Origin of the sequence: Streptomyces sp. R-74717 (genome assembly GCF_047305335.1) — a bacterium.
GTDB lineage: Bacteria > Actinomycetota > Actinomycetes > Streptomycetales > Streptomycetaceae > Streptomyces > Streptomyces atratus.
This window is the reverse complement of the sequence record NZ_CP102361.1, coordinates 4,548,033-4,573,904: the sequence shown is the minus strand read 5'-3', so window position 1 is coordinate 4,573,904 and position 25,872 is coordinate 4,548,033. Positions and strand designations below refer to the sequence as shown.

26 protein-coding genes and 3 pseudogenes are annotated in these 25,872 nt (G+C 70.0%); 9 read left to right on the top strand and 20 right to left on the bottom strand.

The annotated features are described in order from the left end of the window. Window positions 1-73 precede the first annotated feature (73 nt). The 10 genes and pseudogenes from NRF20_RS20785 to NRF20_RS20740 form a co-directional block, all read right to left on the bottom strand. Window positions 74-595, bottom strand: a complete 522-nt coding sequence (locus NRF20_RS20785) for a hypothetical protein (RefSeq protein ID WP_413753056.1) — start codon at window positions 593-595, stop codon at window positions 74-76. Further along, window positions 592-891, bottom strand: coding sequence for an HNH endonuclease (locus tag NRF20_RS20780; protein ID WP_413753055.1), 300 nt, complete (start codon window positions 889-891; stop codon window positions 592-594). Before NRF20_RS20780 ends, NRF20_RS20785 begins: the two co-directional genes overlap by 4 nt. Then, window positions 888-1,076 carry a hypothetical protein gene (locus tag NRF20_RS20775; protein WP_413753054.1) on the bottom strand — a complete coding sequence of 63 codons (189 nt, stop codon included), beginning with the start codon at window positions 1,074-1,076 and terminating at the stop codon, window positions 888-890. The genes NRF20_RS20780 and NRF20_RS20775 overlap by 4 nt, the downstream gene beginning before the upstream one ends. Beyond that, on the bottom strand, window positions 1,073-1,486 hold the full coding sequence (locus tag NRF20_RS20770) for a DUF6907 domain-containing protein (protein ID WP_413753053.1): 414 nt from the start codon (window positions 1,484-1,486) through the stop codon (window positions 1,073-1,075). Before NRF20_RS20770 ends, NRF20_RS20775 begins: the two co-directional genes overlap by 4 nt. Beyond that, window positions 1,483-1,710 carry a hypothetical protein gene (locus NRF20_RS20765; RefSeq protein ID WP_413753052.1) on the bottom strand — a complete coding sequence of 76 codons (228 nt, stop codon included), beginning with the start codon at window positions 1,708-1,710 and terminating at the stop codon, window positions 1,483-1,485. The genes NRF20_RS20770 and NRF20_RS20765 overlap by 4 nt, the downstream gene beginning before the upstream one ends. Beyond that, window positions 1,707-2,399 carry a DUF6907 domain-containing protein gene (locus NRF20_RS20760; RefSeq protein ID WP_413753051.1) on the bottom strand — a complete coding sequence of 231 codons (693 nt, stop codon included), beginning with the start codon at window positions 2,397-2,399 and terminating at the stop codon, window positions 1,707-1,709. The genes NRF20_RS20765 and NRF20_RS20760 overlap by 4 nt, the downstream gene beginning before the upstream one ends. A 372-nt stretch (window positions 2,400-2,771) precedes the next feature. Beyond that, window positions 2,772-3,377: pseudogene (locus NRF20_RS20755) on the bottom strand (tyrosine-type recombinase/integrase); the annotation flags it as partial. Window positions 3,378-3,439: 62 nt separating this feature from the next. Further along, window positions 3,440-3,496 (bottom strand): annotated as a pseudogene (locus tag NRF20_RS20750) (hypothetical protein); the annotation flags it as partial. An 81-nt stretch (window positions 3,497-3,577) separates the two neighbouring features. Further along, a complete protein-coding gene (locus NRF20_RS20745; protein ID WP_413753050.1) occupies window positions 3,578-4,255 on the bottom strand; it encodes a YdcF family protein in 678 nt (225 codons plus the stop codon). Window positions 4,256-4,271: 16 nt separating this feature from the next. Next, window positions 4,272-5,381, bottom strand: coding sequence for a helix-turn-helix domain-containing protein (locus NRF20_RS20740; protein WP_413753049.1), 1,110 nt, complete (start codon window positions 5,379-5,381; stop codon window positions 4,272-4,274). Between the two features lie 152 nt (window positions 5,382-5,533). Between NRF20_RS20740 and NRF20_RS20735 the strand changes: the two genes are divergently transcribed. From NRF20_RS20735 to NRF20_RS20720, 4 genes are read left to right on the top strand one after another with little or no spacing between them, the layout of a single operon-like run. Next, complete coding sequence (locus NRF20_RS20735) at window positions 5,534-5,905, top strand: hypothetical protein (RefSeq protein WP_413753048.1); 372 nt, start codon at window positions 5,534-5,536, stop codon at window positions 5,903-5,905. Window positions 5,906-5,913: 8 nt separating this feature from the next. Beyond that, entirely contained in the window at window positions 5,914-6,333 is a 420-nt protein-coding gene (locus NRF20_RS20730; RefSeq protein ID WP_413753047.1) for an ATP-binding protein, read from the top strand. A 50-nt stretch (window positions 6,334-6,383) separates the two neighbouring features. Further along, on the top strand, window positions 6,384-7,505 hold the full coding sequence (locus tag NRF20_RS20725) for an adenosylhomocysteinase (protein ID WP_413753046.1): 1,122 nt from the start codon (window positions 6,384-6,386) through the stop codon (window positions 7,503-7,505). A gap of 5 nt (window positions 7,506-7,510) precedes the next feature. Next, window positions 7,511-8,056 carry an NUDIX hydrolase gene (locus tag NRF20_RS20720; RefSeq protein WP_413753045.1) on the top strand — a complete coding sequence of 182 codons (546 nt, stop codon included), beginning with the start codon at window positions 7,511-7,513 and terminating at the stop codon, window positions 8,054-8,056. 125 nt (window positions 8,057-8,181) lie between these two features. Here NRF20_RS20720 and NRF20_RS20715 read toward each other — a convergent pair whose 3' ends face one another. The 3 genes from NRF20_RS20715 to NRF20_RS20705 all read right to left on the bottom strand — a co-directional run bounded on the left by NRF20_RS20715 (window position 8,182) and on the right by NRF20_RS20705 (window position 14,166). Then, window positions 8,182-8,880 carry a hypothetical protein gene (locus NRF20_RS20715; protein ID WP_413753044.1) on the bottom strand — a complete coding sequence of 233 codons (699 nt, stop codon included), beginning with the start codon at window positions 8,878-8,880 and terminating at the stop codon, window positions 8,182-8,184. Beyond that, window positions 8,877-12,932: a CHAT domain-containing protein gene (locus tag NRF20_RS20710; RefSeq protein ID WP_413753043.1), complete on the bottom strand. Its 4,056-nt coding sequence runs from the start codon at window positions 12,930-12,932 to the stop codon at window positions 8,877-8,879. The genes NRF20_RS20715 and NRF20_RS20710 overlap by 4 nt, the downstream gene beginning before the upstream one ends. A gap of 487 nt (window positions 12,933-13,419) precedes the next feature. Beyond that, entirely contained in the window at window positions 13,420-14,166 is a 747-nt protein-coding gene (locus tag NRF20_RS20705; protein ID WP_398630098.1) for a TetR/AcrR family transcriptional regulator, read from the bottom strand. 126 nt (window positions 14,167-14,292) lie between these two features. Here NRF20_RS20705 and NRF20_RS20700 point away from each other — a divergent pair, with 126 nt between their 5' ends. Both NRF20_RS20700 and NRF20_RS20695 read left to right on the top strand, forming a co-directional pair. Next, entirely contained in the window at window positions 14,293-15,792 is a 1,500-nt protein-coding gene (locus NRF20_RS20700) for an MFS transporter (RefSeq protein ID WP_413753042.1), read from the top strand. Between the two features lie 245 nt (window positions 15,793-16,037). Further along, the gene (locus tag NRF20_RS20695) at window positions 16,038-16,682 is read left to right on the top strand and encodes an NUDIX hydrolase (RefSeq protein ID WP_413753041.1); all 645 of its coding nucleotides are present in this window, start codon (window positions 16,038-16,040) and stop codon (window positions 16,680-16,682) included. Here NRF20_RS20695 and NRF20_RS20690 read toward each other — a convergent pair. Together NRF20_RS20690 and NRF20_RS20685 are read right to left on the bottom strand one after the other, a co-directional pair. Continuing rightward, on the bottom strand, window positions 16,589-17,989 hold the full coding sequence (locus NRF20_RS20690; RefSeq protein WP_398630101.1) for an NAD(P)/FAD-dependent oxidoreductase: 1,401 nt from the start codon (window positions 17,987-17,989) through the stop codon (window positions 16,589-16,591). The two genes, NRF20_RS20695 and NRF20_RS20690, sit on opposite strands and share 94 nt — an antisense overlap. 63 nt (window positions 17,990-18,052) lie before the next feature. Next, window positions 18,053-18,727, bottom strand: a complete 675-nt coding sequence (locus tag NRF20_RS20685; protein WP_398630102.1) for a rhomboid-like protein — start codon at window positions 18,725-18,727, stop codon at window positions 18,053-18,055. A gap of 148 nt (window positions 18,728-18,875) precedes the next feature. Here NRF20_RS20685 and NRF20_RS20680 point away from each other — a divergent pair. After that, a pseudogene (locus tag NRF20_RS20680) lies at window positions 18,876-19,376 on the top strand (N-acetyltransferase family protein); the annotation flags it as partial. Between the two features lie 12 nt (window positions 19,377-19,388). Here the strand turns inward: NRF20_RS20680 and NRF20_RS20675 are convergent. Together NRF20_RS20675 and NRF20_RS20670 are read right to left on the bottom strand one after the other, a co-directional pair. Then, window positions 19,389-20,390, bottom strand: coding sequence for a zinc-binding dehydrogenase (locus NRF20_RS20675; protein ID WP_413753040.1), 1,002 nt, complete (start codon window positions 20,388-20,390; stop codon window positions 19,389-19,391). A gap of 72 nt (window positions 20,391-20,462) precedes the next feature. Next, window positions 20,463-21,671 carry an NAD(P)-binding protein gene (locus NRF20_RS20670; protein WP_413753039.1) on the bottom strand — a complete coding sequence of 403 codons (1,209 nt, stop codon included), beginning with the start codon at window positions 21,669-21,671 and terminating at the stop codon, window positions 20,463-20,465. Between the two features lie 110 nt (window positions 21,672-21,781). Between NRF20_RS20670 and NRF20_RS20665 the strand changes: the two genes are divergently transcribed. Further along, window positions 21,782-22,459 (top strand): pentapeptide repeat-containing protein, encoded by a 678-nt coding sequence (locus NRF20_RS20665; protein ID WP_398630105.1) that lies wholly within the window; start codon window positions 21,782-21,784, stop codon window positions 22,457-22,459. A 15-nt stretch (window positions 22,460-22,474) separates the two neighbouring features. On the opposite strand, the gene NRF20_RS20660 is transcribed toward NRF20_RS20665, so the two are convergent. The 3 genes from NRF20_RS20660 to NRF20_RS20650 form a co-directional block, all read right to left on the bottom strand. Beyond that, entirely contained in the window at window positions 22,475-22,972 is a 498-nt protein-coding gene (locus tag NRF20_RS20660) for a hypothetical protein (RefSeq protein WP_266359231.1), read from the bottom strand. A 91-nt stretch (window positions 22,973-23,063) separates the two neighbouring features. Continuing rightward, the gene (locus tag NRF20_RS20655) at window positions 23,064-23,690 is read right to left on the bottom strand and encodes a response regulator (RefSeq protein WP_398630106.1); all 627 of its coding nucleotides are present in this window, start codon (window positions 23,688-23,690) and stop codon (window positions 23,064-23,066) included. Further along, window positions 23,687-25,057: a sensor histidine kinase gene (locus NRF20_RS20650; protein ID WP_398630107.1), complete on the bottom strand. Its 1,371-nt coding sequence runs from the start codon at window positions 25,055-25,057 to the stop codon at window positions 23,687-23,689. The genes NRF20_RS20655 and NRF20_RS20650 overlap by 4 nt, the downstream gene beginning before the upstream one ends. 203 nt (window positions 25,058-25,260) lie before the next feature. Here NRF20_RS20650 and NRF20_RS20645 point away from each other — a divergent pair, with 203 nt between their 5' ends. Continuing rightward, entirely contained in the window at window positions 25,261-25,818 is a 558-nt protein-coding gene (locus NRF20_RS20645; RefSeq protein WP_398630108.1) for a heme-binding protein, read from the top strand. The last annotated feature ends 54 nt before the right edge of the window (window positions 25,819-25,872 follow it).

Below are 25,872 nucleotides of genomic sequence, written 5' to 3'. Positions count from 1 at the left end.
TCAACACCCCTTGCAGGCGCCCGGAACCGCTTAACTACGCGGCATTGGCCCTTGCCGGGCTTCGGTGGGGTGCTCATGTCGCGACTTCCTCATCGGCCGTGCGCGGCACGGCGGACATCTCTGCGACGACCTCGCCCGCGATGCGGGTGATGGCCTTCCGTAGCTTCTCGGCTGCCTGCTCCACGTCCTTCTCGGCGAGGGTCCGGCAGTCGCGCCCGCACTCGTCGGCGAACCAGTCATGCATGCCGCCGGTGAACACGTACTCGTCCTTCAGACGCGCCCGGACCGTGGCCTTCAGCAGCTCCTCAAGCGGCACCCTCTCGCCGACCATCCCGCCCTCGACGAAGCCCTTCAGGCCGCGGGCCGTCCGGTCGGCCAGACGCTCCAACTCGGACCGCTCGGGCTCGGGTACCTGCTCCTCGAACGAACCGCGGCCGTTCTCGTCGTACAGCGGCACCCAGGAGTACTCCGGGGATGCCCCGAAGTACGGCGGCGCCCACACGAGCGGCACAGCTGCGCTGTACCGGTCGAGTACCTTCTCATCGTCGCCGGGGACCTCGGCCCACTCGCCGTCGACCTTCGCCATCATGGTCATGCCGCCACCTCCAATTCGGTCTGCGTGATGTCGGCCGCCATGCGGAGCAGCAGCCACGCGAACACGACGGGCAACGCGTCCGCCTTCGCCTGGTTGCACGGGTCGCAGGCGAGCACCAGATTCCTGGGCTTGCTCGTCGGCCAGACGCTCCACGGGATGTAGTGATCGAGCGTCACCGCGGACGGGTCCGCAAACGGCTGGCGGCAGTAGTGGCAGTGCCACCCGTCCCGCTGCCCCAGGTGGTCACGGATCGCTCGTCGAGCCTTGCCGTGGAGCCAATCGCCCTTGCGCCTCATGACGCCCCCTTGAGCCCGAGGATCCGGTCGAGCAGGCAGCTGAACAGCTGCTGCCCGTGCCGGTCACCGGTCGCGCGGGCCGCTATCAGCAGATCGGCAACCTGTCCGACGGGCGGCATGCGGCGGGGCGTCATCGAGCGGAGCGCGGCGCTCTCCGTCGGCCGGCGAACCAGTGCGGTACTCACGACCCCTCCGCACGGATCGCTTCGAGCTGGCCGACCATCGCCAGGATGTGATCGGCGTGGGACCGGAGAGCCGCGGCGATCCGACGCGAACCGGTCGGCCCGATCTCCAGGTGCCCGTCGTCCGTCTCGACGGACAGGAAGACCTGTGTGCGGTCGCTGTACGGCCACTGCACCAGGCCTACCTCGACCATGGTCACCGGCCCGTGCTCGGGGGTGTCGGCCAGGGCCCACACGGGCTCGCTGCGGTGGGTGATCTCCGCTTTCGCGGGCGGGTACCGGTAGCCGTGCTGGACCGTGCACCACGAGGGGCAGAGGATCCGGACGTCACCGGAGTCGGACGTCGTGACGGTGAACGTGCCGTCAGAGTTCCGGACCGGCAGCGGGGCCACGATCGGGCGGTCGTCGCTCATGACCTGCCCTCCTTGTCGAGGGCGGCGACGAGGTCGCGAAGGCGGATCTCCAGATGAACGGCGGCACTCATCATGGCGCGGTCGTCATGAATGTTCGCGCCGGCCTGCTCGGCGAGTGTGGCCCGCGCGAGGTCGAGCGCCAGATCGAGGGGCGGCACCCACGCCTGCGCATCCTTCTCCGTGTCGTGCAGCGGCTCGTGCACGACCGGCCCGTCGGCGCTCACCGGGCAGCCTGGGCGGCCATGGCGCGGATCTCCTCGGCGAACGCCACCATCTTGTCGGCGAACTCCAGCGCCTGCGCCGGGGTCATGCTGAAGCTGTCGGCCTCGTCGTCGATAACGACCAGCGGCTGACGGTGCGACTCCGCCGTGCCGAACGAGTCCGCGTTCAGTCGGGCGTGCAGCAGGGGCTGCGGGTCCTCAGCGACGCGCGGGGCCCACACAGTCGCCGAATCGCTGGAGTGGTAGACGTCTTCCAGGTTCAGCTCGGGGTCGAGGTGGTTGTGGGTGCACCACTCGTAGCACTCGACGTGGACGATGCCGTTGCTCACGGCGGCCGGGCGCAACGGGCGCGACAGCTTCGCGCGCTTCGCATAGGTCTGCTCGGCGGGGCTGATGCGGGCGAGAAGGTCCCTGACGATCGGCTCGCGGTCTGCCTGCGGCAGGTTCCGTTCGATCTGGATCTCGGCGTCACCGACACGGCCGGTGAAGTAGCCGACGATGCCGTCTGCGGCGAGCTTCCCCTGCTCGACCTCGACGATGCGCACGCCGAGGGTCTGCAGGAGTTCGTTGATCGGGGTGGTGGCGACGGTGCCGAGGGTCATCGACCGCCAGGCGTCGGCCGACTGCTCGGCGACCCGCTGCGCAACGATGCCGCCGGAAGGCTTGAACGAAGCGGGTACGGTGTTCTGCATGGTTCGACTCCCTGGTTCGAGGGGTTCGGACCTAGGCCCTTCTCGGTGGTGACACACCGGGTTGGGCCGTTCCGCGTTCTGCGGAAGGTCGTGAGTCCACCGTAGGGTCGACTGAGTCGAAAAGCAACTCACTCTTCCGAACTCGTCTGGGATCTCCAGTACACATGCCGTACACACCGCTGCGTGAAAGTCCGGGATAGATCAAGAGAGTGCGTGACAACAAATCCGCAGGTCAGCGCGCTACCGGGCCGATTCCGCAGGTAGCGCGTGCGGGTTGATGGACCTTGTAATGCGTAGGTCGTCGGTTCGAATCCGACAGGGGGCTCAGGTGGAACCCCAGCTCAGATGCGCTCTGAGCTGGGGTTCTTTCGTTCAGCGGATGCGGCGGCGCCGCCGGGAACGGGCTGCGCGGGTGTCCGTAGTCTCAGTTGCGGCTTCGGGCGGGGTCTCGGACGGCGTTACGAAGAACTCGCCCATACGCCGCATTGCGTCCTTCGACAGGTGTGATCTGCCCTTCACGTACCGCCGGGTCTGGCTGATCTGGGTGTGCCGCAGGATCTCCATGATTGTGGGCATGTCCACCCCGAGTTCGTTCAGGATCGTGCCAGCAGCGTGGCGGCTCCCGTCGTACGGGCGGCGGTCATCGATCCCGGCCTCGGCGAGCAGCTCCTTGAACTCCTCGTAATCAGCGCGCGGATCGAGTGCGCGCCCGTCCGGACGAGAGAACACGACCTTGTGCTCCTGCCACAACTCGCCGGCCGCGGCCCGCATCTCGTCCTGTTGAACCCGGTGGTCGCGGAGGAACGGGATGAAGACGGGTGGGATCGAGGAGCGGCTGTAGCGTTCTTCGGCAGCCGACCCAGTGCGGGCTGGCTCCGTAGTGCTGCTGGAGAAGCAGGTCGAGCTTCCGGCGTGACTTCGCGGGGTCGACGACCCGCGCTTCGCTGATGATCGTCGGCCGGCCGGCCGAACGGCAGGTGGGTCGGGAGGGTGAGCCACTGCCGTTGCTGCGGATCTCGTAGCGAGCCGAGGCGGGCTCGGTGCTGGTAGTCGCGGCGGGTGAACTGGACGTCATCCAGGACGATCCAGCAGTCCACCGCGTACAGCTTGGCCAGGGTGGACAGCCGGGGGAGAGGTTGGGCTGGTGGATGGCGCACAGCCCGCTCAGCCGTGGCAGGTCAGAGGGCGATGAGGCGGCTGGTGAAGCCGGTGGTGAGGAGAGCTCCGTAGGCGGCATGCACGTCCTCCGGGACGTCCTGCTCGATGGCGAATCCGAGCTTCGGATACTCGATCACCCGCTGGAGGTCGCCGACGAGCATGTCCAGGACGAGCTTCTCGTCGCCGATGGTCTTGACATAGTCGTCGAGCTCCAAGGGCTCCGAGGCGCAGCGCACGTCAACCTCGGGCCACAGCTTGCGGGCGGTGGCGTAGGAACGGCGTTCCATGTAGGGCTTGGAGACCAGGAGCACCGTGTCCGGGTTGATCCCCGCGTCCGCGAGGACCTGGCGCGAGTACGTGATGTTGTGGCCGGTGTTGGCAGCATTCGGTTCCAGCAGGATCGCCTCGTCGGGCACGCCGAGCGAGATGGCGTGCTCGCGGTAGTGGATGGCTTCACCACGAGGGAATCGGGCTGCGGTGGTGAGGCTGTTGCCGCCGGTGAAGACCAGGGCGGGGAAGAGGCCGGCGTGGTAGAGCTCGGCCGTCGTGGTGGCCACGCCGAGGTCGTGGCTGCCCAGCCCGATCGCGACGTCCGCCGGGCGCAGCTCGTGGTGCATCTGGTGGTAGTCCCAGATCACACGGGCGTCCCGCCGCTGCTCGTCGGTCACAGCCTGCTGGGTGTCCGTCGGTCCCGTCACTGGCGTCTCTCCCTGGTCAGCGGCGCCGTGGGCCGGTTGCCCCGCCGCTCGTGGCCTGCGTGCTTCTGATGCTCTCGATGCTGCGGCGTTGGTGGCTGAGTCCGTACTCAGCGGCCACCTTCGCGGCGTTGTCGAGGACTTCAAGACCATCATCCAGGGTGGCTGGGTCGGACAGCAGGATGTGTCCGTGGGCGGTGTCCAGGCGTACGCGTTGCATGGGCGAGTCGGCTGTCCCGGTCGTGCGGGCGATGTCGATGTAGTGGTGGGCAGAGGTGAGGTCGCCCGCTCCCCTGTGGGCGAGGGCGAGCTTCTGGTGGGCCACGGACCAGTCGTCGGGCTCGGTGAGGTCCTCGAACTCGCGGATGGCGGCGAGCATGACGCGGGAGGCGTAGTCGTGGTTGCCGTCCTTGCTCAGCGCGGTGCCGACCCAGAGGCGGGCACGGGCGCGATCGCGCCGGGAGAGGCGGTCGTCGACGGCGAGGGTTTCGTACTGGTGGGCGGCGGTCTCCAGGTGGTCGGACATCTCGGCGACGACGGCCAGGGAGAGGTCGAGCTGGGCGACGCGGCGGGGGATGTCGAGCTGGGTGAAGGCCGTGCGGGCGCCGGCGTAGGAGCGCTGCGCCGACAGTGGCCCGACGACCGCTCCCTGGTCGCGTTGCAGGTCTCCGAGGAGTGTGGTGGAGCGGGCATAGAGGTACAGGCCCTTGCTGTCCAGCTCGGCCGGTGAGAAGCGGGTCAGCCAGCGGCGGAGCAGGTCGTCCGCGAACACGAAGTTCTGCCGGGAGAGCGCGACGACGGTTCGGTCCAGGTCGTCGGTCCACGACTCGTACTCCCAGGCGCGAGGGCCTGTGACGGTGACCCGACGGGCGGCCCCTGAGCCGGGCCGTCCGGCCTCGGAGAGATTGGTCTCGAAGCGCAGGTGTACTGCCGCGTCCGCGCGGACGAGGGCGGTGTCGAGGATGGCCTGCGTGTCCTGCCTCGGCTCGGTGGAGGAGAGGAGCTTCTCCCACTTCGAGATCGTGCGCACACCGACGCCGAGATGTGCGGCGAAGGTCCGGACGCTCATGCGCAAGGCGAGCCGCAGGGCCCTGGCTTCCAGGCCGGTCCAGTGGTGCACGGTCGCCACGCGTCGCTCCCTTCCGCTCGTCATGCAAGCACGCGTACGGCGGTCAGGGGGACGGAAGTGCCACGGAAGTGCAACAGGCGGCCATTGGAGCCGCCGCCTTCTGTCGCCAGTCTCGAAGGGTCAGCTTCCCCGCTCCCTGGACGGTCTGCCGCATGGAACCCCTTACCGAGCTTCGCCCGGTCAACGGACCGGTCGTCTACGGCTATCTGCGCCTGGTCCGCGCCTCACCCTCCCGGCACGCGGCCTTGGCCGCGTCACTGGCCGAGTACTGCCGACAGCACGAGCTGCAACTGTCCGGGCTGTTCACCGAGCGCTGCGGACCGGGCAGCGGGACGCCGGCCTTCTCCGGACTGCTCGATGTCCTCGAACTGCCGGGCACCTACGGCGTCGTGATACCGACGACCTCCCACCTCGGACCCCGGGCTACAGCCGCCGAGCGCGAGCGACGGATCGAGAGGACCGGCACCCGGTTGCTGCTGGTCCGGCGAAACCACCGGACGCCGGTTGCTGGCCGCCAGAAATGAGGTGCGTCATGGCCAACATGCTGCACAAGTACTTCGACGCCAAGCCGCCGTCGGTCGGCCTGGCCCGCCAATTCGTGATCACCACGCTGACGTCGTGGGGCATCACAGGCGACCCGGCCGAGAACATCCGCCTGTGCGCCTCGGAGTTGGTCTCCAACGCGCTGGCCCACGGCACCCGCCGCGGGCACGGCTTCCTGGTGCGTCTCTTGGCCGACGAGGACTTCGTACGCCTGGAGGTCCACGACAGCCGCAACGCCGTCGCCGAGCGTCACCCCCGCGTGCGCTGCGCCTCTGACGCGGACACCGCCGGGCGCGGGCTGTGCATCGTCGAAGCGCTCGCCGACGGCTGGGGCGTCGATGACCGCGCCCCGTACGGAAAGGTCGTGTGGTCCCGATTCAAGGCCGTACCCGAGATCCAGCCCGTCTGAGTTACCCCACCCCTGCACGGCTCGTGCCCCGAATGTGAGGGAGAACAGCCATGGAATCCTTCGAACGCGCCCGGCTGGACGCCTACTTCGCGAAGATCGCCGCCCAGTTCCTTCCCGAGGAGCGGGCCGCATCCTTCCTGATCACGCACCTCCTGCCCGAGCGCCCCGGTTTCGTCCGCGCGGTCGCCGCCCTGAGCGACCTGCGCGCCGTACTGCCCAAGCCCAAGTCGATCAGCGTGAGCGCGCGCCGGGAGGTCGAGCGTTTCGTCGCCGTCGACACCCTCTCCCGGGACCTCTTCGCCGATCCCGACACCGCACTGGACTACGTCGAGTCCCGCGCGGGCGGCGAGCGGATCGTTCTCCTGGACGTCGGCGGCTACTTCGCGCCTGTCCTCGCCGACCTGCACGGACGCTTCTCCGGACAGGTCGTGGGCGTCATCGAGGACACCGAGAACGGCCACCGCCGCTACGCAGGCCTCGACAAGTTCCCCTGCCCGGTCATTTCGGTCGCCCGCTCCCCGCTCAAGGACCCCGAGGACTTCCTCGTCGGCCAATCCGTGGTCTTCTCCACCGAAGCCGTCATGCGCTGTCGGGGCGACATCCTCCACGGGCGCCCCGCTCTGGTGATCGGGTTCGGCAAGCTCGGCAGCTCCATCGCCCGGCTGCTCCAGGCCAAGGGCGTGCAGGTCACCGTCTTCGACATCGACCCAGTTCGCCGCACGCAGGCCCTCTCCCAGGGCTTCGCTGTCGCCCGCGACCGAGAGTACGCGCTGACCGGCGCCGGCCTCGTCCTATGTGCCACCGGCTCGGTCTCCCTGCGTGGTGAAGACTTCGGCCACCTCCGCAACGGCGCGTACGTCGCCACCGTCACCAGCAGCGAGGACGAACTCGAACTCGAAGCCCTCCCCGACGTCTACACCCGAACGGTGGTCGGTGACCATGTCACTCGCTACCAGACCACCGGCCATTACTTCTATCTGGCGAACGACGGCAACGCCGTGAACTTCCTCCACGGCGCCAGCGTTGGACCGTTCATCTTCCTGGTCCAAGCGGAGATCCTCGCTGCGATCAGATTGCTCACCCACGGCGACCTCACCCCCAGCCTCCACGAGGTCCCCGCACCCGACCGTGCCGCCATCGCGGCGACCTGGCTCTCCTACTTCAACAGGTGATCGACATGCCCATCAGCGCAGACCACATCCGCACTACCCTGATCGCCTACCTCGACACCCACCCCGAGGGGAAGCCCGACCTGGCCCCGGTGCTGGCCCTCCTCGACACGGGCGCGGGTCTCACCTCCCGCAAGGAGTTCCGCGCCCACGCCACCGCTGGCGCGATCCTCGCCGGCCCGGACAACCGCATCCTCCACATCCACCACCTTGCCCTCGACAAGTGGCTCCTTCCCGGCGGCCACCTCGAACCGGAGGATGAGACCCTCCAGGCCGCGGCCCTTCGCGAACTGTGCGAGGAGACGGGCATCCCGGTTACCTCTGTCAGCCCGGCGGGAGACGCCCCCATCCACATCGATGTCCACGCGATTCCGGCCAACGACGCCAAGGGTGAGCCCGAGCACCAGCACATCGACTTCAGGTTCCTCTTCCGTACGACAAGCACCGACATCAGCACGCTCCAAGCCGAGGAGGTCGTGGACGCGGCCTGGCTCGACGTGGACGCCATGAAGGCCAGCGCGCTGGGCCAGCGCGTGGCGATCGCGCTGTGCTGACGAGGAGCAAGCGGCCGCTGCACCGCCCTACGCCAGAAGGGTCGCTGGGGGGCTGGGGACTCCTGCCTTGCGGCAGCGAGGGCTTCTCACGCACCGCTTTCTTGTGCGGACTTCCCCCGTTCCGATTACCGGAAGTCGATGGTTCGTAGGGCAGGGGGGAGCTCGGCCCGGTATGGGATCAGGCCGAGACGGCGCTGTTTGACGGTCGCGGCCATCGTGATGTGGGCCCGTGCTGGCACGCCAGTAGGGACCCGGACAATGAGGGCGAGCGACTCGTCGCCGACCAGGGGTGTGCCAGCGGTGGCGCTGAACCGCCACTCTGGGTCGCTGTCGCGTTCGCCCATGCCGACCACGAACAGTTCCTCCCGACCGTCCTGTTGCGGCGTGTACTCCATACCGGCCTCGACGAACATGAGCTTGGCGGTCAGGCTCAGCTGGGCGGAGGGCGTCACAGGCAGGGCTTGCTTCTTCGGCGAGATGGACCATGCGATCGGCTGCCGATCGGCCGGCTCGCCAGGAGCCTCCAGCCGGATACCGATGCCCGCGTCCACGAAGGGAGTTCCGTCGGGAGAAGGGCGGAACGAGCAAACCAGGTTGAGGAGGAGGTAGTCGTACTGGTCGGCCTGCGACTCCAGGAATTCAACCCAGTCCCCATCCCCCTCGGCAGCCTGCGTGGCGTTGAGGGGACGTACCACCGGCATGCCCAGTGAGATTCGCCCTGTCAGAAGGGGCTGAGGAGTGGGTGTCTGCAGGAGGAGTGTCGGTACCAGGTCGATGTCGTAGGTCGGCGCTGTCGCATCGGTCGGCTGATCGACGGAGGTCATTCGTTGGCTCCTGGGGAGGAATCGGTGGTTGTGCGCCAGTCGCCGATGAAACAGAAAGCGCCCCAGTCCCGGTAGGCGGGGTGGCGGGTGCGGGTAGTGGACTGGGCGGTACGGAAGGCGGTGCGCCGGTCCGGTGCGACGGCGAGCTGTTCGTACAGCGTGCCGAAGAACCCGGTGGCCACGTCGGGAGCGACCGGCCAGAGGCAGCCGACGATGGCGGCAGCACCGGCCGAGAGGAAGGCGGCGGGCAGGCCATGCAGGTTGTCGTTGATGTCGAAGCGGCCGAGGGCCGACTCGCAGGCACTCATGGTGACGAGTTCGACGCCACGCAGGTCGGTTCTGAGGATGTCGTGGGCGAAGACCCGGCCGTCGTCGTCGTTCTCCGGATCCGGTGCCAGGTACAGGCATTGGTACCAGGGTGCCCACTCGTTGTGCGACCCGTGGGCCGCCACATGGACGTAGCGGGCGCTGTGCAGCGCTGCCAGGAAACGGCGGGGCGTGGCGGCCGTTCCCAGAACAGGGTCGGCACCGCCCATCGAGGCTGCGATCCGTGCGGTGTGGGCTTCCAGGGAGTCCGTGCCGCCGCTGTCGTACGCGAAGGCGGCCAGCCCCTGACGCGGGCCGGGCCGGGCCGGACGGCTGAGAAAGGCCAGGTTGGGCACCTGCGTGACGGTCCAGTCGTCGGCCACCGGGCGGCCGTCGGCGGAGAGCAGGTGGAAAGGGAGGTAGTGGAGCGGGCCGTTCGGCCAGACGCACAGGTGGGTCTTGCCCTCGGTAAGCCAGGGGGGCAGGGCATCGGTGAACCCGGCCAGATAGGAGCGGGAATCGTTCGCGAGGAGCTGCTGGGCGGCGCGCGTTACTTGGCGGTGCAGTGGGTCGGCGGTGATCTCACGGCGTAGTCCCGCGATCTGCAGGGCAGCGGGCGACACATTGAGGGTGTGGCCGGCCTTGGACATCCGGACCAGCCCTCCCACGAAGCTTGGGAACGCCGTCGTGCGGAAGGAGAGCCCCTCGCGGGTCACCGCCAGCCCCTGCAGGGCCATGACGGGGTTGGCCGCGTCTTGGTGGCGCACCTGGCTGAGGAAGAGTGAGAGCAGCACCGTCTCCTCGGGCAGCAGGGACTGGACTTCGTCAAGGTGCAGCAGGGGGAGCCGTGTCGGCTGCCGTGTCGTGCGCAGCTCCCGGCTGATCCGGCGATCGGCGACACGCTGCAGGTTGCGCACTTCGGCTTCTGCATCGCTGTCCGGTTCCGCCTCGCCGGAACCCAGGTAGAAGAGCATGGCCGTCTCGGCCCCGCCGGGCAGTTCGAAGTCGGGGAGCGAGCCGGACAGTCCGGCCTCGCCGAGTTGTGCGTGGTCGAGGATCCGGTCCAGCGCTGCGGTGAATTCCAGGGGGCCCGGGTGCCCTGCCAGGATGGTGAAGTCCATGCCCTTCGCGGCTTGGTGCACCGCGGACATCACGGAGAGGTCGACGGTGTCACCAGTCAGTTTGAAGGTCAGCGACTGGTAGAGGTCCCGCAGCTTCCAGTCCACCGTCTCGTCCGTTCCGTGCCGCAGAAACACGGACGCCGGAGCCAGCGCGAAGGCTGCCACGGCAGCTGACGGGCCGTCGCAGACGTGGGCACACCCCAGCCCGGCGTCGAGGGCCGCGAGGGCGAGATCGATCTGACCACACAGGCCGAACTGAAAGGCTGCAGAGGCGAAGTCACGGGCAGCGGCCTCCGGTTGTTGCTCCCTCTCGGCATGTATGCCCAGGTCGTGGGCGAGTACGGCCTCGAGATAGTGCAGCGCGCCCGAATGCCGCAGGAAGAGCTCGGGGTCCAATCGCCTTGCTTCTTCGATGAGATCGCGGGCGGTCTCACCTGTTTGAGCCGGATCGGCATGGCTCGCGAGATGAATGAATGTCGCCGCGAGTTCGGCGGCGGACCACCCCTCGGCTTCCGCGCGGGAGCGCACCTCGGCGGCGACCGTGTCCACGGGCGCCGGCTCCGGGAAGCAGGTCAGCCGGTCGTCGGCGAGACAGTGCACCTCGCGTGCCCAGCGCAGTCGGCGGTGGGAGTCTCTCGAGAGATCCGGCAGCTCGCGGTCGGCCGCGTCGAGCAGTTGGGCCTGGAGGTCGAGGCGGTGGGCCTCGTCGGCGAGGGTGAGCGCCTCGGCGAAGACACACGAGGCTTCGTGCTCCCCCTGCCGAGCCCGTACGACCCGGAGGGGGACGGGGAGTAGACCGGGCAGCCCGTCCGGGAGGCCCACTTCACCGCACAGGTGCAGGATGCGGAGTGTGTACAGACGGCCCAGCGGATCCCGATGTGGGTCCAGGACGTCGAACGCCTTCCGGGCGGCGAGCAGGATCTCCCGGTCGTATGACTCCTCCCGCATCCCGGCGAGGAAGGACAGCGCCTCGGCCAGGGACTTGAGGACTCGCCCGAGCGCATGACCCGACGACAGGTCAGCGGCATCACGGAGGTATTCGACCGCGGCCGCCGCCGCTTCCGCGGGGGACGGCATGTCCGGGCCCGCGGCGTGGGCGGGGTCGTCCGGGTGGAGGGACCGGTAACGATCCTGGCGGTCCCGCCACACCTTGAGCGCGCTGTTGAAGGCCATCCCTGGCAGTTCGCCGAAGTACGGGCTGAGGTGCAGCAGTCCGGCGGCGAAGAGGGTTTCGGCGAGTTCGTCTGTCTCGTCGCTTTCGCGCAGTACTTCGATCTGGGTCCGCACGGCGTCGTGGGCACGGCGGAACAGCATTCCGTCGGGATGTCCGACCAGGCTCAGACGCGCAGCCTCGACATAGGCGTCGGCCGCCTTCCACCAAGGGCTCTCGGGCCCCGTTCCCCATCGTGCGGAGGCCGCCTCCAGTGCAAGGGCGAGCGCGGGCACCGCATCCTGAGGCGCACCGGAGCTGACGAGGCCCATGGCACCGGCCACCACAGCGTCGACGGCCTCCCGCGAGAGCGCGAAGGCCGGGTCCACGGCACGGCGGACCGCTTCGGTTTCCGGAATGATCCGCGCGACGATCTTCGAGCCCAGTTCGGCGAGGGCCCGGGCTTGGCGAGCACTGTCCAACGCGAGCGGCGCGGTGGCTCTGGCCACCTCGCCTTCCCGCTCCTCTTCAGGGCCCACAACCGTACAGTCGAGGAGTAGCTGCATCGCCTTGCGGAGGTTCGTGCGGTAATCCGACTCCTGTCCCGGGGCCGTCTCGAGATCGACCGCCAGACGCAGCCATGAGACGGCTTCCCGCAGCAGGGCGACGGCATCCGGAAGGGGTTTCTCCTCGGCGCGACGGCCGAGGGACACGCCGATGCTCGCCGCCGCGTCCGCCTGCCCGGCGGAGTCTTCCGGGGCCTCGGTGAACGCCGTACGCGCGGCGGACTCCGCGGCAGTGAGGTCGGCGTGGTCGGCAGAGAGTCCGAATCGCTGGATGTGGGCGTCGGCGAGGCTCACCTGGCGGCGGGCCCGCAGGGCGGGCGACTCCTCGGGGACTGCAGCCACGCGGGCGAGCAGTTCCACGGCGGAGTCGGCATCGGCCAGCCGGTCGGCGAGCGGGCGGTCGGCGACCGCCGCCCGGTGGCGGAGGGCCAGGCCGAAGGCGGTGTCGCGGTAGGAGCCGGCAGGGGAGCTCTGGAGCAGAGCTATCGCATCGTCGAGTAAGGACGGATCGCCGCGTTCCTCTGCATCCAGTACGAGGTCGCTTGCGTGGTCCACAGGGTCCTGCCACGGGTCGTGGCCGGTCTCCTCGGTGAGCTGGGACCACAACTCGCGGGGCACGCGCCGGTGATCGACCAGATACAGCAGGCCGAAGACATGCATCGCCCTCATGTGGTCGGCGTCCGACAGCGTGGCGTCACCGTGGGCGAGGGACCGTGCCCAGTAGTACGCGGCAACCGTGTGCAGGACGTCGGTGTCCACCGCCCCTCGCAGGTCCAAGGCTTCGCCCGCGCCCGCCATCAGTTCGGCGGCGGCCTTGCCCCCCGCCCCGTCGAGCACGACATCCGGCGCCCCGCTGTTACCGAAGTCCCGCACTCTGTCGGCCAGTTCCCTGAGCAGCGCATCCCTCAACCCCGTAACCTCCTGAGCGCCCAGAGTAGGCCAGCCGGTACTGGTCAGGGGGCGTAGTTGCGTGTCTCACCCGTCTCCAAGACCCTCAAGGGCAGAGGGCACATCTTCAGCGCTGGCCCACGGGGATGCTTCAAGGGCGGGGTGGATCGATGCTCACAGCCCTGAGGGGTGGATGTGACTGAACCGCCGTCGGCGCCACTAAGGCAGACCCGCCTGCGTGAGCGATGCGTGAGCGGACGGCGCAGCACCCGCTGGACCAGACGTCATGCCGGTCGAGGCCGACAAGTCTCTGAACAGGTAAGACCGGACCGAGCGTGATCACGGAGCAGCACGCGTCGAGATCGTAAAAGCCCTTGTAGTGCGTAGGTCGTCGGTTCGAATCCGACAGGGGGCTCGGCGAGAAGCCAGGTCAGGCCGCGTCTGACCTGGCTTCTCTTGTCTCACTGTCTTTTGCCGACCGGTCCGGTGGGTCTTCCCGGCCGGAGCGCTAGCGCGGGAGCCGCATCGACAGGCCGTCGAGGACGACCTCCAGGCCGTAGGCGAACTTGGTTTCGCGGATCTCTGCGGGGTCGACGGCCGGGGGTTCGGCGTAGGCGTCGGCGAGGTGGTCGTGGCCGGCCGCGGCCTGCTGGGCGGCGGGCATGAGGCGGGCGATGAAGGCGGCCTCGGTCTCGCCGGAGCGGGCGACCGTGGTGAGCCAGGCCGCCTCCGTGGTGCTCATGCCGATGACGTAGGACAGGACGGTGTCGATCGCGCGGCTCGGCTCGGGAAAGCCGGCGGCCGTGAACAGGGTGGCCAGTCGCTCGGAGAAGGACATGAGGTTGGGGCCCAGGTAGGCGAGACCCGCCTGGCCGAGGACCGAGGACAGCCACGGGTGGCGCAGGGCGGTCGCCCGGAAGGACCGGGCGGCCTCGGTGGCGGCGGCGCGCCAGTCGGGGCTGTCGGCCTCGGGGTCTCCCCGGACGAAGTCCGGGGAGGGGACGACGATCTCGGCGGCGACCTCGTCCACTGCGAGCTCCATCAGCTCGTCCTTGGTCGCGACGTGCCGGTAGAGGGAGGTCGCGCCGGCGTTCAGGCGGGCGCCGAGCTTGCGCATGCTCAGCGCCTCGATGCCCTCGGCGTCCAGCATGGCGATCGCCTCGCGGACGATCGCGGCCCGGCTGAGTGCGGGCTGGTCGGGCGCGGGCTGCTGCCGGGCCCACACGGACGGGATCGGGTTCGTCTTGGCGGCCATGACCCTCCTTCAATGCGTACAGCGTTCGCATTCAGCGTACAGGAATAGGACCTTGCGCACGTCGTTCCCGTCTGCGTACAGTGTTCGCAACGAAGGAACGTTGTGCGCAGGTCGAGAGGGAACCCCATGGAAACCCGTAATCCGCGCCGCTGGTGGATCCTCATCGTGCTGTGCCTCAGCACGCTGGTCCTGGTGGTCGACAGCATGGCGCTGACCGTCGCGGTGCCGTCGATGACCGAGGACATCGGCGCGAGCGCCCAGGACATCCAGTGGATCCTCGACTCCTACATCCTGGTCTTCGCCGGGCTCCTGCTCACCTCCGGCAGCCTCGGCGACCGCTTCGGCCGACGGAAGATCATGATCATCGGCCTGTTGCTCTTCGGAGCGGCGTCGCTGGCCGCGACCTTCTGCGCGAACCCCGGCGAGGTGATCGCAGCGCGGATCACGATGGGCGTGGGCGGGGCGCTGATCATGCCCTCGACGCTGTCGATCCTCATCACCGTCTTCGACGAGGAGGAACGCCCCAAGGCGATGGCGGCGTGGGGCTCGGTGTCGATGCTCGGCCTGGTCGGCAGCCCGGTGCTCGGCGGCGTGCTGATCGACCACTTCTCCTGGCACTCGATCTTCTTCATCAACGTCCCGGTCGTCGCGCTCGCCGTCCTGGCGGCGCTCATCCTCATGCCGGAGTCGAAGGGACCCTGGCAGAAGCCCGACCCGATCGGAGCGGTGCTGTCCGCGGTCGGTATGACCGCCCTGATCTGGTGGATCATCGAGCTCCCGCAGCACGGCGCCTTCGGCGGCCGCTCGGCGATCACCCTGGCCGCCGCAGTGATCGCCCTCGGCGGGTTCGTGGTCTGGGAGAACGTCACCCCCGCGCCGATGGTGCCGCTGGTTCTGTTCAAGCACCGCAACTTCAGCGGCGGTTCGCTCTCGCTGACCCTCGTGCAGATCGGCAACGGCGGCCTGCTGCTGGTGCTCACCCAGTACCTGCAGTTCGTGCTCGGCTATTCGCCGGTCAAGGCGGGCCTCGCGTTCGTGCCGCTGGCCGTCGCCGCACTGATCGGCAACGGCGCCGGCGCCGGGCTCGCCGCGAAGATCGGCAACCGCTTCCTGGTGCTGGGCGGGATGCTCGTCATGGCCTCCTCCTTCGCACTACTGACCACCGTCTCGGCAGACTCAGGCTTCACCGTCCCGGCGGTCGCGCTCGGACTGCTCGGCCTCGGCGCCGGCCTCGCGATGCCGGCCGCGGTCGGCGCGCTGATGGGCACCATCCCGGCGGAGAAGGCCGGCGTCGGCTCGGCCCTGAACGACACCATCCAGCAGGCCGGCGCCGCGCTCGGCATCGCGATCCTCGGCTCGCTCCTGACGAGCGGCTTCCGCAGCGAGATGCCCGCCGACGCACCCGAGCAGGCCAAGCAGTCGATCGCCGGCGCACTGGCCGCCGCCAACGGCGACACCGGACTGGTCCACGCCGCCCGGGAAGCCTTCACCGCCTCGATGTCGACCACCTTCACCATCAGCGCGATCGGCGTCCTCGCCGCGGCGCTCCTGGCCACCCTGGTCATGCGCGACACCAAGCCCGAGCCCGCCCCGGCTCCGGCGGAGGAGCCCGAACTCGTCGTCTGATCCCGTGAAGAAGGCCGGTGCCCCGGGAGGGCGCCGGCCTTCTTCCGTTGCCGGTGCGCCGACCGGACCGGCGGGTGGCGGCCGGATCGCGGACGGATCAACGTACCCTCCACGACGGGTGGTTCACCTTTTTTCCCCTGCGGAAATCCGCCCGGACCCTCTCCTCGCACGGTCGATAGATTGTCCCGCACGGGGCGGTCGAGGCCGCAGAGCCTGAAATCCGGAGGGGCACAGTGAACAGTCACGTGCGTTCGCGCGTTTCCGCGTATGCCATTGCCACCGTGCGGGACCAACTGCTGCTGACCCAACTCTCCGATGCCTCACCGGTCTTCGAGCCCGGGCTGTGGCACCTGCCCGGCGGCGGAATCGATCCGGGCGAGCAGCCGCGGGAGACGCTGGCACGCGAGTTGCACGAGGAGACCGGCCTCGAACTCCTCGACGCCCGCCTGGTGGACGCGCGGGCGTATACGGCCACCCGGCTCGGCATCAGCCGGAACCTGGTAGGGCTCTTCTACATCGTCGAACTCGAGCCCGGCCCGCTGTCGGTCACCAAGGCCGATGACTCCACGAGCGCGGTGACCTGGATGCCCCTGTCCGGCCTGGAGGACTCGATCCTGTCCCCGGCCGCGATCGACGGTCTCGGGATGATCGGTGCTCAAGGGGGACCGCCAAAACAAGCTACTGGACCAGCAGTTGTGAACCCTGCCACTCGAATTGACACGACCTCCGCACAGGTGACCGAACGGACCACGGGCACCCGCCACCACCCGGTGGCGGGTGCCCCTCCGTTTTCCGGTCAGTGCCGTCCCGACAGCCGGTCCGCGGCCTTCGCGATGGGGTCCGTGCCGGGGCGGGGCGAGGTGAGTTCGCGGCGGTCGGCGGTGCGGTAGGCGGCGTACATGCCGTGGACGCCGAGCCAGCGGAAGGGTTCCGGTTCCCAGCGGCGGACCCGGTGGTTGACCCAGGGCAGCGCGGTCAGTTCCGTGGGGCCGGACTGACCGGAGTCCTGCTGGATCAGGTCGCGCAGGGTGCGGGCGGCGAGGTTGGTGGTGGCGACGCCGGAACCGACGTAGCCGCCGGCCCAGCCGAGGCCGGTGGAGCGGTCGAGGGTGACGGTGGCGCACCAGTCGCGGGGGACGCCGAGGACGCCGGACCAGGCGTGATCGATGCGGGCGGCCCCGGTGGTGGGGAAGAGGCGGACGAGGATGTCGCGGAGGGCCTCGATGGTGGCGGGCTGGGTGCGGCCGTCATTGTCGGTGGCGGAGCCGTAGCGGTAAGGGACGCCGCGGCCACCGAGTGCGATGCGGTCGTCCGCGGTGCGCTGGGCGTAGATGTAGGCGTGGGCCATGTCGCCGAGGGTTTCGCGGCCGTCCCAGCCGATGGTGTCCCACACGGACCGGGGGAGCGGCTCGGTGGCGATCATCGAGGAGTTCATGGGGAGCCAGGTGCGCCGCTGGCCCTTGAGGTTTGCGGTGAAGCCCTCGGTGCAGCGCAGGATGTACGGGGCGCGGACGGTGCCGTACGGGGTGTGGGCGTGCTTGGGCTTGATCTCGGTGACGGGCGTCGACTCGTGGATGGTGACGCCGAGCGCCTCCACGGTCGCGGCGAGGCCCTTGACGAGTTTGACCGGGTGCAGGCGGGCGCCGTGCGGGGTCCAGGTGGAACCGACGGCTCCGGTGACGTTGATGCGTTCGCCGGTCTCGCGGGCGCCGCGCAGGACGCGGTCCTTCTCGCCGAAGGCGATCTCGACGGAGTGGAAGTCCTTGAGCCGGGCCAGTTGGGCGGGGGTGTAGGCGACTTCGAGGACACCGCCCTGGTGGATGTCGGCGTCGATGTTCTCCTCGGCGGCCACGCGGACGACCTCGTCGACGGTGTCGTTCATCGCCTGCTGGAGACGGACGGCGGCTTCGTGGCCGTGGAGCTTGGCGTAGCGGTCGCGGCCCGCGATGCCGTTGTACAGCCAGCCGCCGTTGCGCCCGGAGGCGCCGTAGCCGCAGAACTTGGCTTCGAGGACGGTGATGTTGAGGAAGGGGACGGCCTTCTTGAGGTAGTAGGCGGTCCACAGTCCGGTGTATCCGCCGCCGACGATGCAGATGTCGGCGGTTGCGTCGCCGGGGAGGGGTTCCCGGGGGATGGGGGTTCCTTGGTCCGCGTACCAGAACGATATGCCGCCGTTGACGGTGCTGACGGTGCTCATGTTGCCCCTGCTTTGTCCGGTGTGAAGCCGTGCCTGAGGTCGTGCTTTCTCTGGGGCGGGACGTTACTGCGCCGGAGGGGTTTTCGTCTTCGGCCGGGACCGGGTCAGTGGGTAGCAGGCGAGGCCGATGAGTACGGAGGCGAAGTGGCCGAGGTCGGTGAAGGTGCGGCCGGTGATGAGCGGGATGCCGTAGAAGACGAGGACGGCGAAGAGGTACACGTACCGCCAGGGCGCCGGGATGCGGTACGTGAGGACCGCGACGACGCCCGCGAGCGCGTAACTGACCCCGACATCCAGCGTGTTGGCGGCGGCCGGTGGTACGTGTCCGTGCCGGATGGCCCAGGCCAGGACGCCTTCGCTGACGAGGGTGGCGAGGGCATGGGCCGCGAGGGCGACGGCGAGCCAGCGCAGGGTACCGAGCCAGCGTTCGGCGGGGGCGTGGAAGACGGTGTAGAGGACGGCGTAGGGAACCCAGTGGCCGCCGTCGATCCAGAAGGCGCTGGTGATCAGTACGCGTACGGGGTCCCGGGAGAGTTCGTGGATGTTGGTCGAGCGCTGGCGCAGGAAGTCCTCTTCGAAGTCCGGTGACATCTGGTGGACGATGACGGCGGTGACGAAGAGCGCGGCCAGCCAGACGTAGGTGCCGGGTGCGCTGCGAATCCATGAGCCGACGCTGCGGATCCACGAGCCGGCGGTGGTGTGCGGCCGGGTGGGCGGGGCGGGGCTGCTCGGAGTCATATCCGATTGATGCACGGCTCCACGATCGTCCGCGTGATTGACATCCCGGACGAGCTGATCGACACCCGGTCCAAGTACAACGGGGCGCCAGGGCGGGCCTTTCTCGCGGCGCTGCCGGGGCGGGGTCAGTGGGGCGCGAGCCCGCGCCTACGCTGCCCTCATGATTCGTACCGCTACCCCTGCTGATGTCCCTGTTATTCACGCCATGGTCCGTGAGCTGGCCGACTACGAGAAGTGCCTGCACGAGGCGAACGCCACCGAGGAGCAGCTGCACGAGGCACTGTTCGGCGAGCGGCCCGCCGCGTACGCGCACATCGCCGAGTCGGACGACGACGGCGAGGTCGTCGGTTTCGCGTTGTGGTTCCTGAACTTCTCCACGTGGCGCGGGGTGCACGGCATCTACCTGGAGGACCTGTACGTACGTCCACAGCGGCGCGGTGGCGGGCACGGGAAGGCGCTGCTGACGGAACTGGCGCGGATCTGTGTGGAGCGCGGCTACGAGCGCCTGGAGTGGTCGGTGCTGAACTGGAACACCCCGTCCATCGCGTTCTACGAGTCGCTGGGCGCGCGGCCGCAGGACGAGTGGACGGTGTACCGGCTGACGGACGGGGCGTTGTCGAAGCTCGCTGAACAGCTGGGCGGAAAGTAGGTCCTCGCCGGGCTACGGGATCAGGACGACCTTGCCCATCGTGCCCCGGGTCTCCAGGGCGCGGTGGGCGGCGGCCGCTTCGGCGAGCGGGAAGCGCTGGACCGTGGGGCGGAGCCGGCCGGAGGCCGCCTCGGAGAGCGATCGCGTTTCGAGGGCGCGCAGGCCGCCCGCCTTCGCCATCATGACGGGGCCGAGCACGCTCCCGGAGGTGATGCCGCGTTCGGCGAGCTCCTCGTCGGTGAAGGTGAGGGGTGCTCCGTCGTGGAGTCCGGCGCCGGACCAGCCGAACACGATGTGCTGCCCGCCCTTGCCGAGGAGGTCGACGGCGGCGCGGCCGGTGGTGCCCCCGACGGAGTCGTAGACGACGGTGGCGCGGCGGCCGAGTCCGTCGAGGTGGGTGCGGACCTGCCGGGGCCAGTCGGGGAGGGTGTAGTCGACGGCGAGGTCGGCGCCGTTCGCCCGGACGGCGGCGACCTTGGCGGGGCCGCCGGCGAGGCCGATGACGGTGGCCCCGGCGTTCTTGGCGTACTGCACGATCAGGGTGCCGATGCCGCCCGCGGCTGCGGGGACGATGACGGTCGAGCCGGGGCCGAGGTCGGTGAACTGCAGGATGCCCAGGGCGGTGCGACCGGTGCCGATCATGGCGACGGCTTCGGCTTCGTCGAGGCCGTCCGGGATGGCGTGCAGCTTCTCGGCGTCGACGACGGTGAGTTCGGCGTAGCCGCCCGGGACCATGCCGATATGGGCGACGACGCGCTTGCCGAGCCAGCCGGGGTCGGTGCCCTCACCGAGCGACTCGACCCGGCCCGCGACCTCGCGGCCCGGGATGGTCGGCAGCTCGGCGGGGGCCGGGAACGGTCCTGTCATGCCTTCCCGCAGGGCCGTGTCGAGAAGGTGCACGCCCGCTGCGGCGACGGCGATACGGACCTGGCCGGGGCCGGGTACGGGGTCGTCGGTCCGCTCGTAGGTGAGGTTCTCGGCCGGGCCGAAGGTGTGGAGGCGGATGGCGTGCACGGTGGACTCCCCGTTGGTGTCGGTCGCTGTGGGCCTGTGGGCCTGTGGGCCCTGTGCAGCCACCCTCCGACCTCAAGCCTGCTTGAGGTCAAGCCCTGCCGTGGAGGTGGGGGCGGTGGTCCGGCTCTCGGAAGCCTTGAGGGCGAGCAGCGCCGCCTCGATTCCGCTGTTGAACGACACCTCGCTGAGCAGTCCGGGCGCGGCCACCTGGTCACCCGCGAGGTAGATGCCGTTGCCGCGGTCGATGGCGGGCCGGTCGCGCCAGGTGGTGCCGGGCCGGTCGACCGCGCCGGTGCGGCCGGAGGCGAGGGCCTCGCGCCGCCATACGGTGCGCTCGCGCCAGCCCGGGTAGCCGAGGTCGAGCAGCTCCTCGGCGCGGGCGATGCCGATGGCCCGGGACTCGCCCGGAGCGAGGGGGAACTGCCCTTGGATGAGCTGCTGTCCGGCGGGCGCGAGGGTGCGGTCCTGGGCACTGAAGCGTTCGATCCAGCCGGGGGCGTCGAGGTCGGACACGGCGAAGGCGTCGCCGCGCCGGGTGCGCAGGGCCAGGTCGATGAGCGCGGTCCTGCCGCTGCCCCAGGTCAGTGAGGGGTCGCGGAGCAGGGTGCGGGCCGCGTCGAGGGAGGTGGCGACGATCACCGGGCCCTGCCGGGTCAGGGTGTCGAGGGTGTCGGCGTCCACGCGCGCCGCCGTCTCGATCCGGACGCCGAGGTTCCAGGCGCGGGCCGCCATCCGGTCGATGACCTGTGCCCAGCCGCCGACGGGGTAGCGGGCCTCGGGCGGCAGCGCGGCGGCGCGGCGCAGCCGTTCCTGGACGAACGCGGCGGAGAGCGCACCGGGGTCGTGGTGGTAGAGCGCGACGGCGGCGTAGTGCGCGGCCGTGCGGGCGCCCGCCTCGCCGACCTGTCCGGTGGCCCAGGTGCGGAAGTCGGTGTCGACGGGGGCCTGTTCGGCGCGGCGGCGGGTGAGGCGGAGGAGGGCGAGGGGCGGGGTACGGCGCAGGGTGCCGTCGAGGCGGAAGCGGAGCCGTGCGCCTTCGAGGGGCGGGAGGGTGGCGACGGGGCCCAGGAGGTTGCGCCGGTCGAGCCAGGTCCAGTGCGGTCCGCGGCGGTAGAGGGCGTGGGGTCCGTCGTTGGTGCGGTACGGGCCTTCGGCGGTCCTGGCCCGTCCGCCGAGGGTGTGGTGGGCCTCGTGGACGGTCACCAGGGCGCCGGACTCGGCGGCGGTGATCGCTGCGGTGAACCCGGCGAGGCCGCCGCCGATGATGTGGATGCGCTGCATGGTCCCGGTCTCCTTCGCTGAAGGGCGCTGCTGTGTACGGGACGGTTCGCGGCACCCCGTTTGTGACATCGGCGAGGGGCGTTGTCAGTGGGGTGGGTCACGATGGGGGCATGGCGCGCAGCAGCAGGAAGACGGACACGATCGCAGCGGCACGGCGGCCGGAGGTGCGGCTCCCGCCGCTCGTTCCGTACGACGGGGCAGGACTGGAGCCGGACGGGGACTACGACGGTGTGCGGTTCGATGGGACGGATCTCGCCGACGAGTCGGGTCCGGGGGCCCGTTTCATGGACTGTGCGCTGGACGGCTGCGCACTCGACCGCACGGAGCTGGTCAGGGCCCGTTTCATCGACTCGGTGCTGACGGGCGTACGGGGTGTGGGCACGGATCTCGCGGGGGCGTCGCTGCGCGATGTGGAGGTGGTGGACGCACGGCTGGGCGGGGTGCAGTTGCACGGTGCGGTGCTGGAGCGGGTGCTGGTGCGCGGCGGGAAGATCGACTACCTGAATCTGCGGAAGGCGCGGCTGAAGGACGTGGTGTTCGAGGGCTGTGTGCTGTCCGAGCCGGATTTCGGGGATGCGCAGCTGGTGCGGGTGGAGTTCCGCGACTGTGTGCTGAAGCGGGCCGACTTCGGTTCCGTACGGATGGAGTCGGTGGATCTGCGGACGGTCGCGGAGCTGGACATCGCCCGCGGGGTGGAGCGGCTGGCGGGTGCGGTGATCAGCCCGTCACAGCTGATGGAGCTGGCTCCGGCGTTCGCGGCGCAGATCGGGGTGCGGGTGGAGGCGTAGCCCGCCGGGGCCGGGTCAGATACGGGGGAAGCGGGCCTGGAGGTCCCAGATCACCGGGTTGTCGGCGAGCCCTTCGTGCATGTCGGCGAGGTCGGCGATCAGGTCGTGCAGGAAGTCGCGGGCCTCGCGGCGCAGCAGCGAGTGGCTGAAGGTGAGCGGGGGTTCGTCGCCGGGCATCCAGTCGGCCTCGATGTCGACCCAGCCGAAGCGGCGCTCGAAAAGCATCCGGTCGGACGACTCGGTGAAGTCCAGCTCGGCGAACTGCCGGCGGTGCGAGCGGTTGCCGCGCGGGTCCTGGTCGATCTGCTCGACGATGTCGCACAGCGCCCACGCGAAGTCGAGCACCGGCACCCATCCCCAGGCTGTGGACACTTCGCGGTCCGCCTTGGTGTCCGCGAGGTAGACGTCCCCGGAGAACAGATCGTGCCGCAGGGCGTGGACGTCCGCGCGGCGGTAGTCGGTCTGCGGGGGATCGGGGAAGCGTCGGGAGAGGGAGTAGCCGATGTCGAGCACAGTTCGATGGTGTCATGCCCGGTGACGGGGGCCGACACGATCGGGTGGGGCCGTCGTACCGCCGGGCCTCACGAGTCCGGCAGGACACGGACTAGGGCAGCAGCCGCTGCTCCTTCGCCACGGCTACGGCGCCCGCGCGGGTGTCGACGCCGAGTTTGTCGTAGATGCGGCCCAGGTGGGTCTTGACCGTGGCCTCGCTGATGAACAGGGCGCGGGCGATGTCCCGGTTGCCCAGGCCCTGGGAGAGCTGGGCCAGGATGTCGAGTTCGCGGTCGGTGAGGGTGGGCCGGGGCTTGCGCATCCGGGCCATGACGCGGCTGGCCACGGGCGGGGAGAGCGTGGTGCGGCCCTGGGCGGCCGAACGGATCGCGGCGAAGAGCTCCTCCGGGCGTTCGGCCTTCAGCAGGTAGCCGGTGGCGCCCGCCCCGATGGCGCGGGTGATGTCGGCGTCCGTGTCGTACGTGGTGAGGACCAGTATGTGGACGCCGGTGGCGGCGATGCGGCGGGTGGCCTCGACGCCGTCGATGCCCTCACCGAGCTGGAGGTCCATCAGGACGACGTCCGGGGTGAGCTTGGCTGCCAGGGCGACGGCCTCCTCGCCGCTGCCGGCCTCGCCGACGACCTCGATGTCCGGTTCGCTGCCGAGGAGGGCGAGCAGCCCTGCGCGTACGACGGCGTGGTCGTCGCAGAGCAGGATGCGTACGGGCGGCGCGGTCATGCGGGGGCCTCCGGGGCGGTCGTCGGTGCGGGTGCGGGCGTGAGGGGGACGGCGGCGGACAGGACCGTACCCTCGCCCGGGGCCGACTCGATCGTCAGCGTGCCGCCGAGCTGGTGCAGCCTGGCGCGCATCGCGGGCAGCCCGTGGCCGCGTACACCGCCGGTGGGTCCGGTGCGCTCGGCGGGTGCGAAGCCCTGGCCGTTGTCGGCGATGTCCAGGACGATCCGGTCGTCGAGACGGGTCAGCGTCAGCGCCGCCTCCGTCGCGTGTGCGTGTTCCTTCACATTGGCCAGTGCGCCCTGCGCGATGCGCAGGAGCGCCGACTGCACCCGGTCGGGCGGCGCGGTGTGCTGCTCTCCCTCCACATGGCAGCGGACGGTGAGCCGCCCCTGCGCCTGCGCCGTCTCGCGTGCGGCCAGGGCGTGCAGGGCCGCCTCCAGGCCGCCGCCCTCCGCGAGATCGGCCGGGGCCAGGTCGTGGACGAAGCGGCGGGCCTCGGCGAGACTGCGTTCCGCGATGCCCGTTGCCGTACGGACATGGCGGCGGGCCGTCGCCGGGTCGGCGTCCCATGTGCGGTCGGCGGCCTGGAGCAGCATCTGCTGGCTGGACAGGCCCTGCGCGAGAGTGTCGTGGATCTCCATCGAGAGCCGCTGGCGTTCGGCGAGGGTTCCTTCGCGGCGCTCGGTGGCGGCCAGCTCGCGTCGGGTGCGCAGCAGGTCGTCGATCAGTTCGCCCTGCCGCTCGGACAGTTCGCGCTGACGCGCGGCCTGACGCCGCATATGGACGAAGACCGCCGTCGCGACCGCCGCCACCGCGGGCGGGGCGAGCACCAGGTTCGGGTCGAATCCGTCGGCCAGCCGCAGCTGCGCGGCGACGACGAACACGGTGAGCAGAGCGACGAGCGCGAGTGCGGCGCGTGGCGGAAGGATCCGCAGCCCGGTGTAGAACAGCGGGACCGCGCACCACGCGAAGCTCGGCGCGAGGACGACGAGCACCATCCATACGGCGACCAGCACCCCCAGCCACACCACGCTGCGCGGCGTCGGACGCGAACCGAGCACCGGCCCGAGCACGTACAGCACGGCCAGGGCGACGGAGAGCGCGATGATCCACGGGGTGCGGGCCTCGCCCGGGTGCCGCAGCAGGAAGCGGGCGAGCGAGGCGCCGAGCAGCAGGAAGAACGCGGCGTGCATCAGGAGCGCGAGCCATCGGGCATCCGGGTCGCCGGTCCTGGTTGCTCCGTTCCTGCTTTCGCCAAAGGCGCCGGTCCGCCCTGTCACGGTGCCGCCAGTCCGCCCCGTGACCGTGCCGGGCGCCGGTCGGGTTCGGTGCTCCACCTTGTGCCCCTCGCTCCCCACCGTCGCCATCGGCGCTGCTGACCTGCACAGATACATCCATGGTCACCCCGGATGACCACCCCCGCATCAACCGATCGGCCGATGGGGCCGTCGGCCGTACCGCGCGTGGCGTCGAGCCGGTTCGTCGACCGTACGGCGCCGGACGCGGCCGGAGGATCGATGACAGAGCCGAACAAGCTCATCCGCCGACCCCGCTGCTGAAGGAGCCCACCATGAAGAAGCTGTCGCTGCGCACTCGCGTCCTGACCGGTGCCGTTGCCGCCGCCGCCCTCGGCGCCGGAACCTTCGGTGCCATGTCCGCCAGCGCCTCCGCCCCGGCTGCCGCACCCGCCGCCGCCGTCAAGGCCGACACCGCGAACCGGAACCTCCAGCAGACCACCCACCTGACCGTGGCCGCCGCCACCAAGGCCGCGCAGGCCGCGCTCGACGCCGCGGAGAACGAGAACCAGCGCGTCTTTGTCGCCGTCGTCGACCGCAACGGGAACACCGTCGTGACGCTGCGCGGCGACGGCGCAGGCCCGCAGGCGTACGAGTCGGCCGTGAAGAAGGCGTACACCGCCGTCTCCTGGAACGCGCCCACCTCCGAGCTGGCCAAGCGCCTGGAGCAGGCCCCGAACCTCAAGGACATCCCCGGCACCCTGTTCCTCGCGGGCGGCGCCCCGGTGCAGGTCAAGGGCGCCCCGGTGGCGGGCATCGGAGTGGCCGGGGCCCCCAGCGGCGACCTCGACGAGAAGTTCGCGAAGGCCGGCGTCGCCACTCTCGCGAAGTAAGACCGACGGCCGTGCCCGCACAAGCGCATTCAGACATTTCGCGCCTAGGATCAC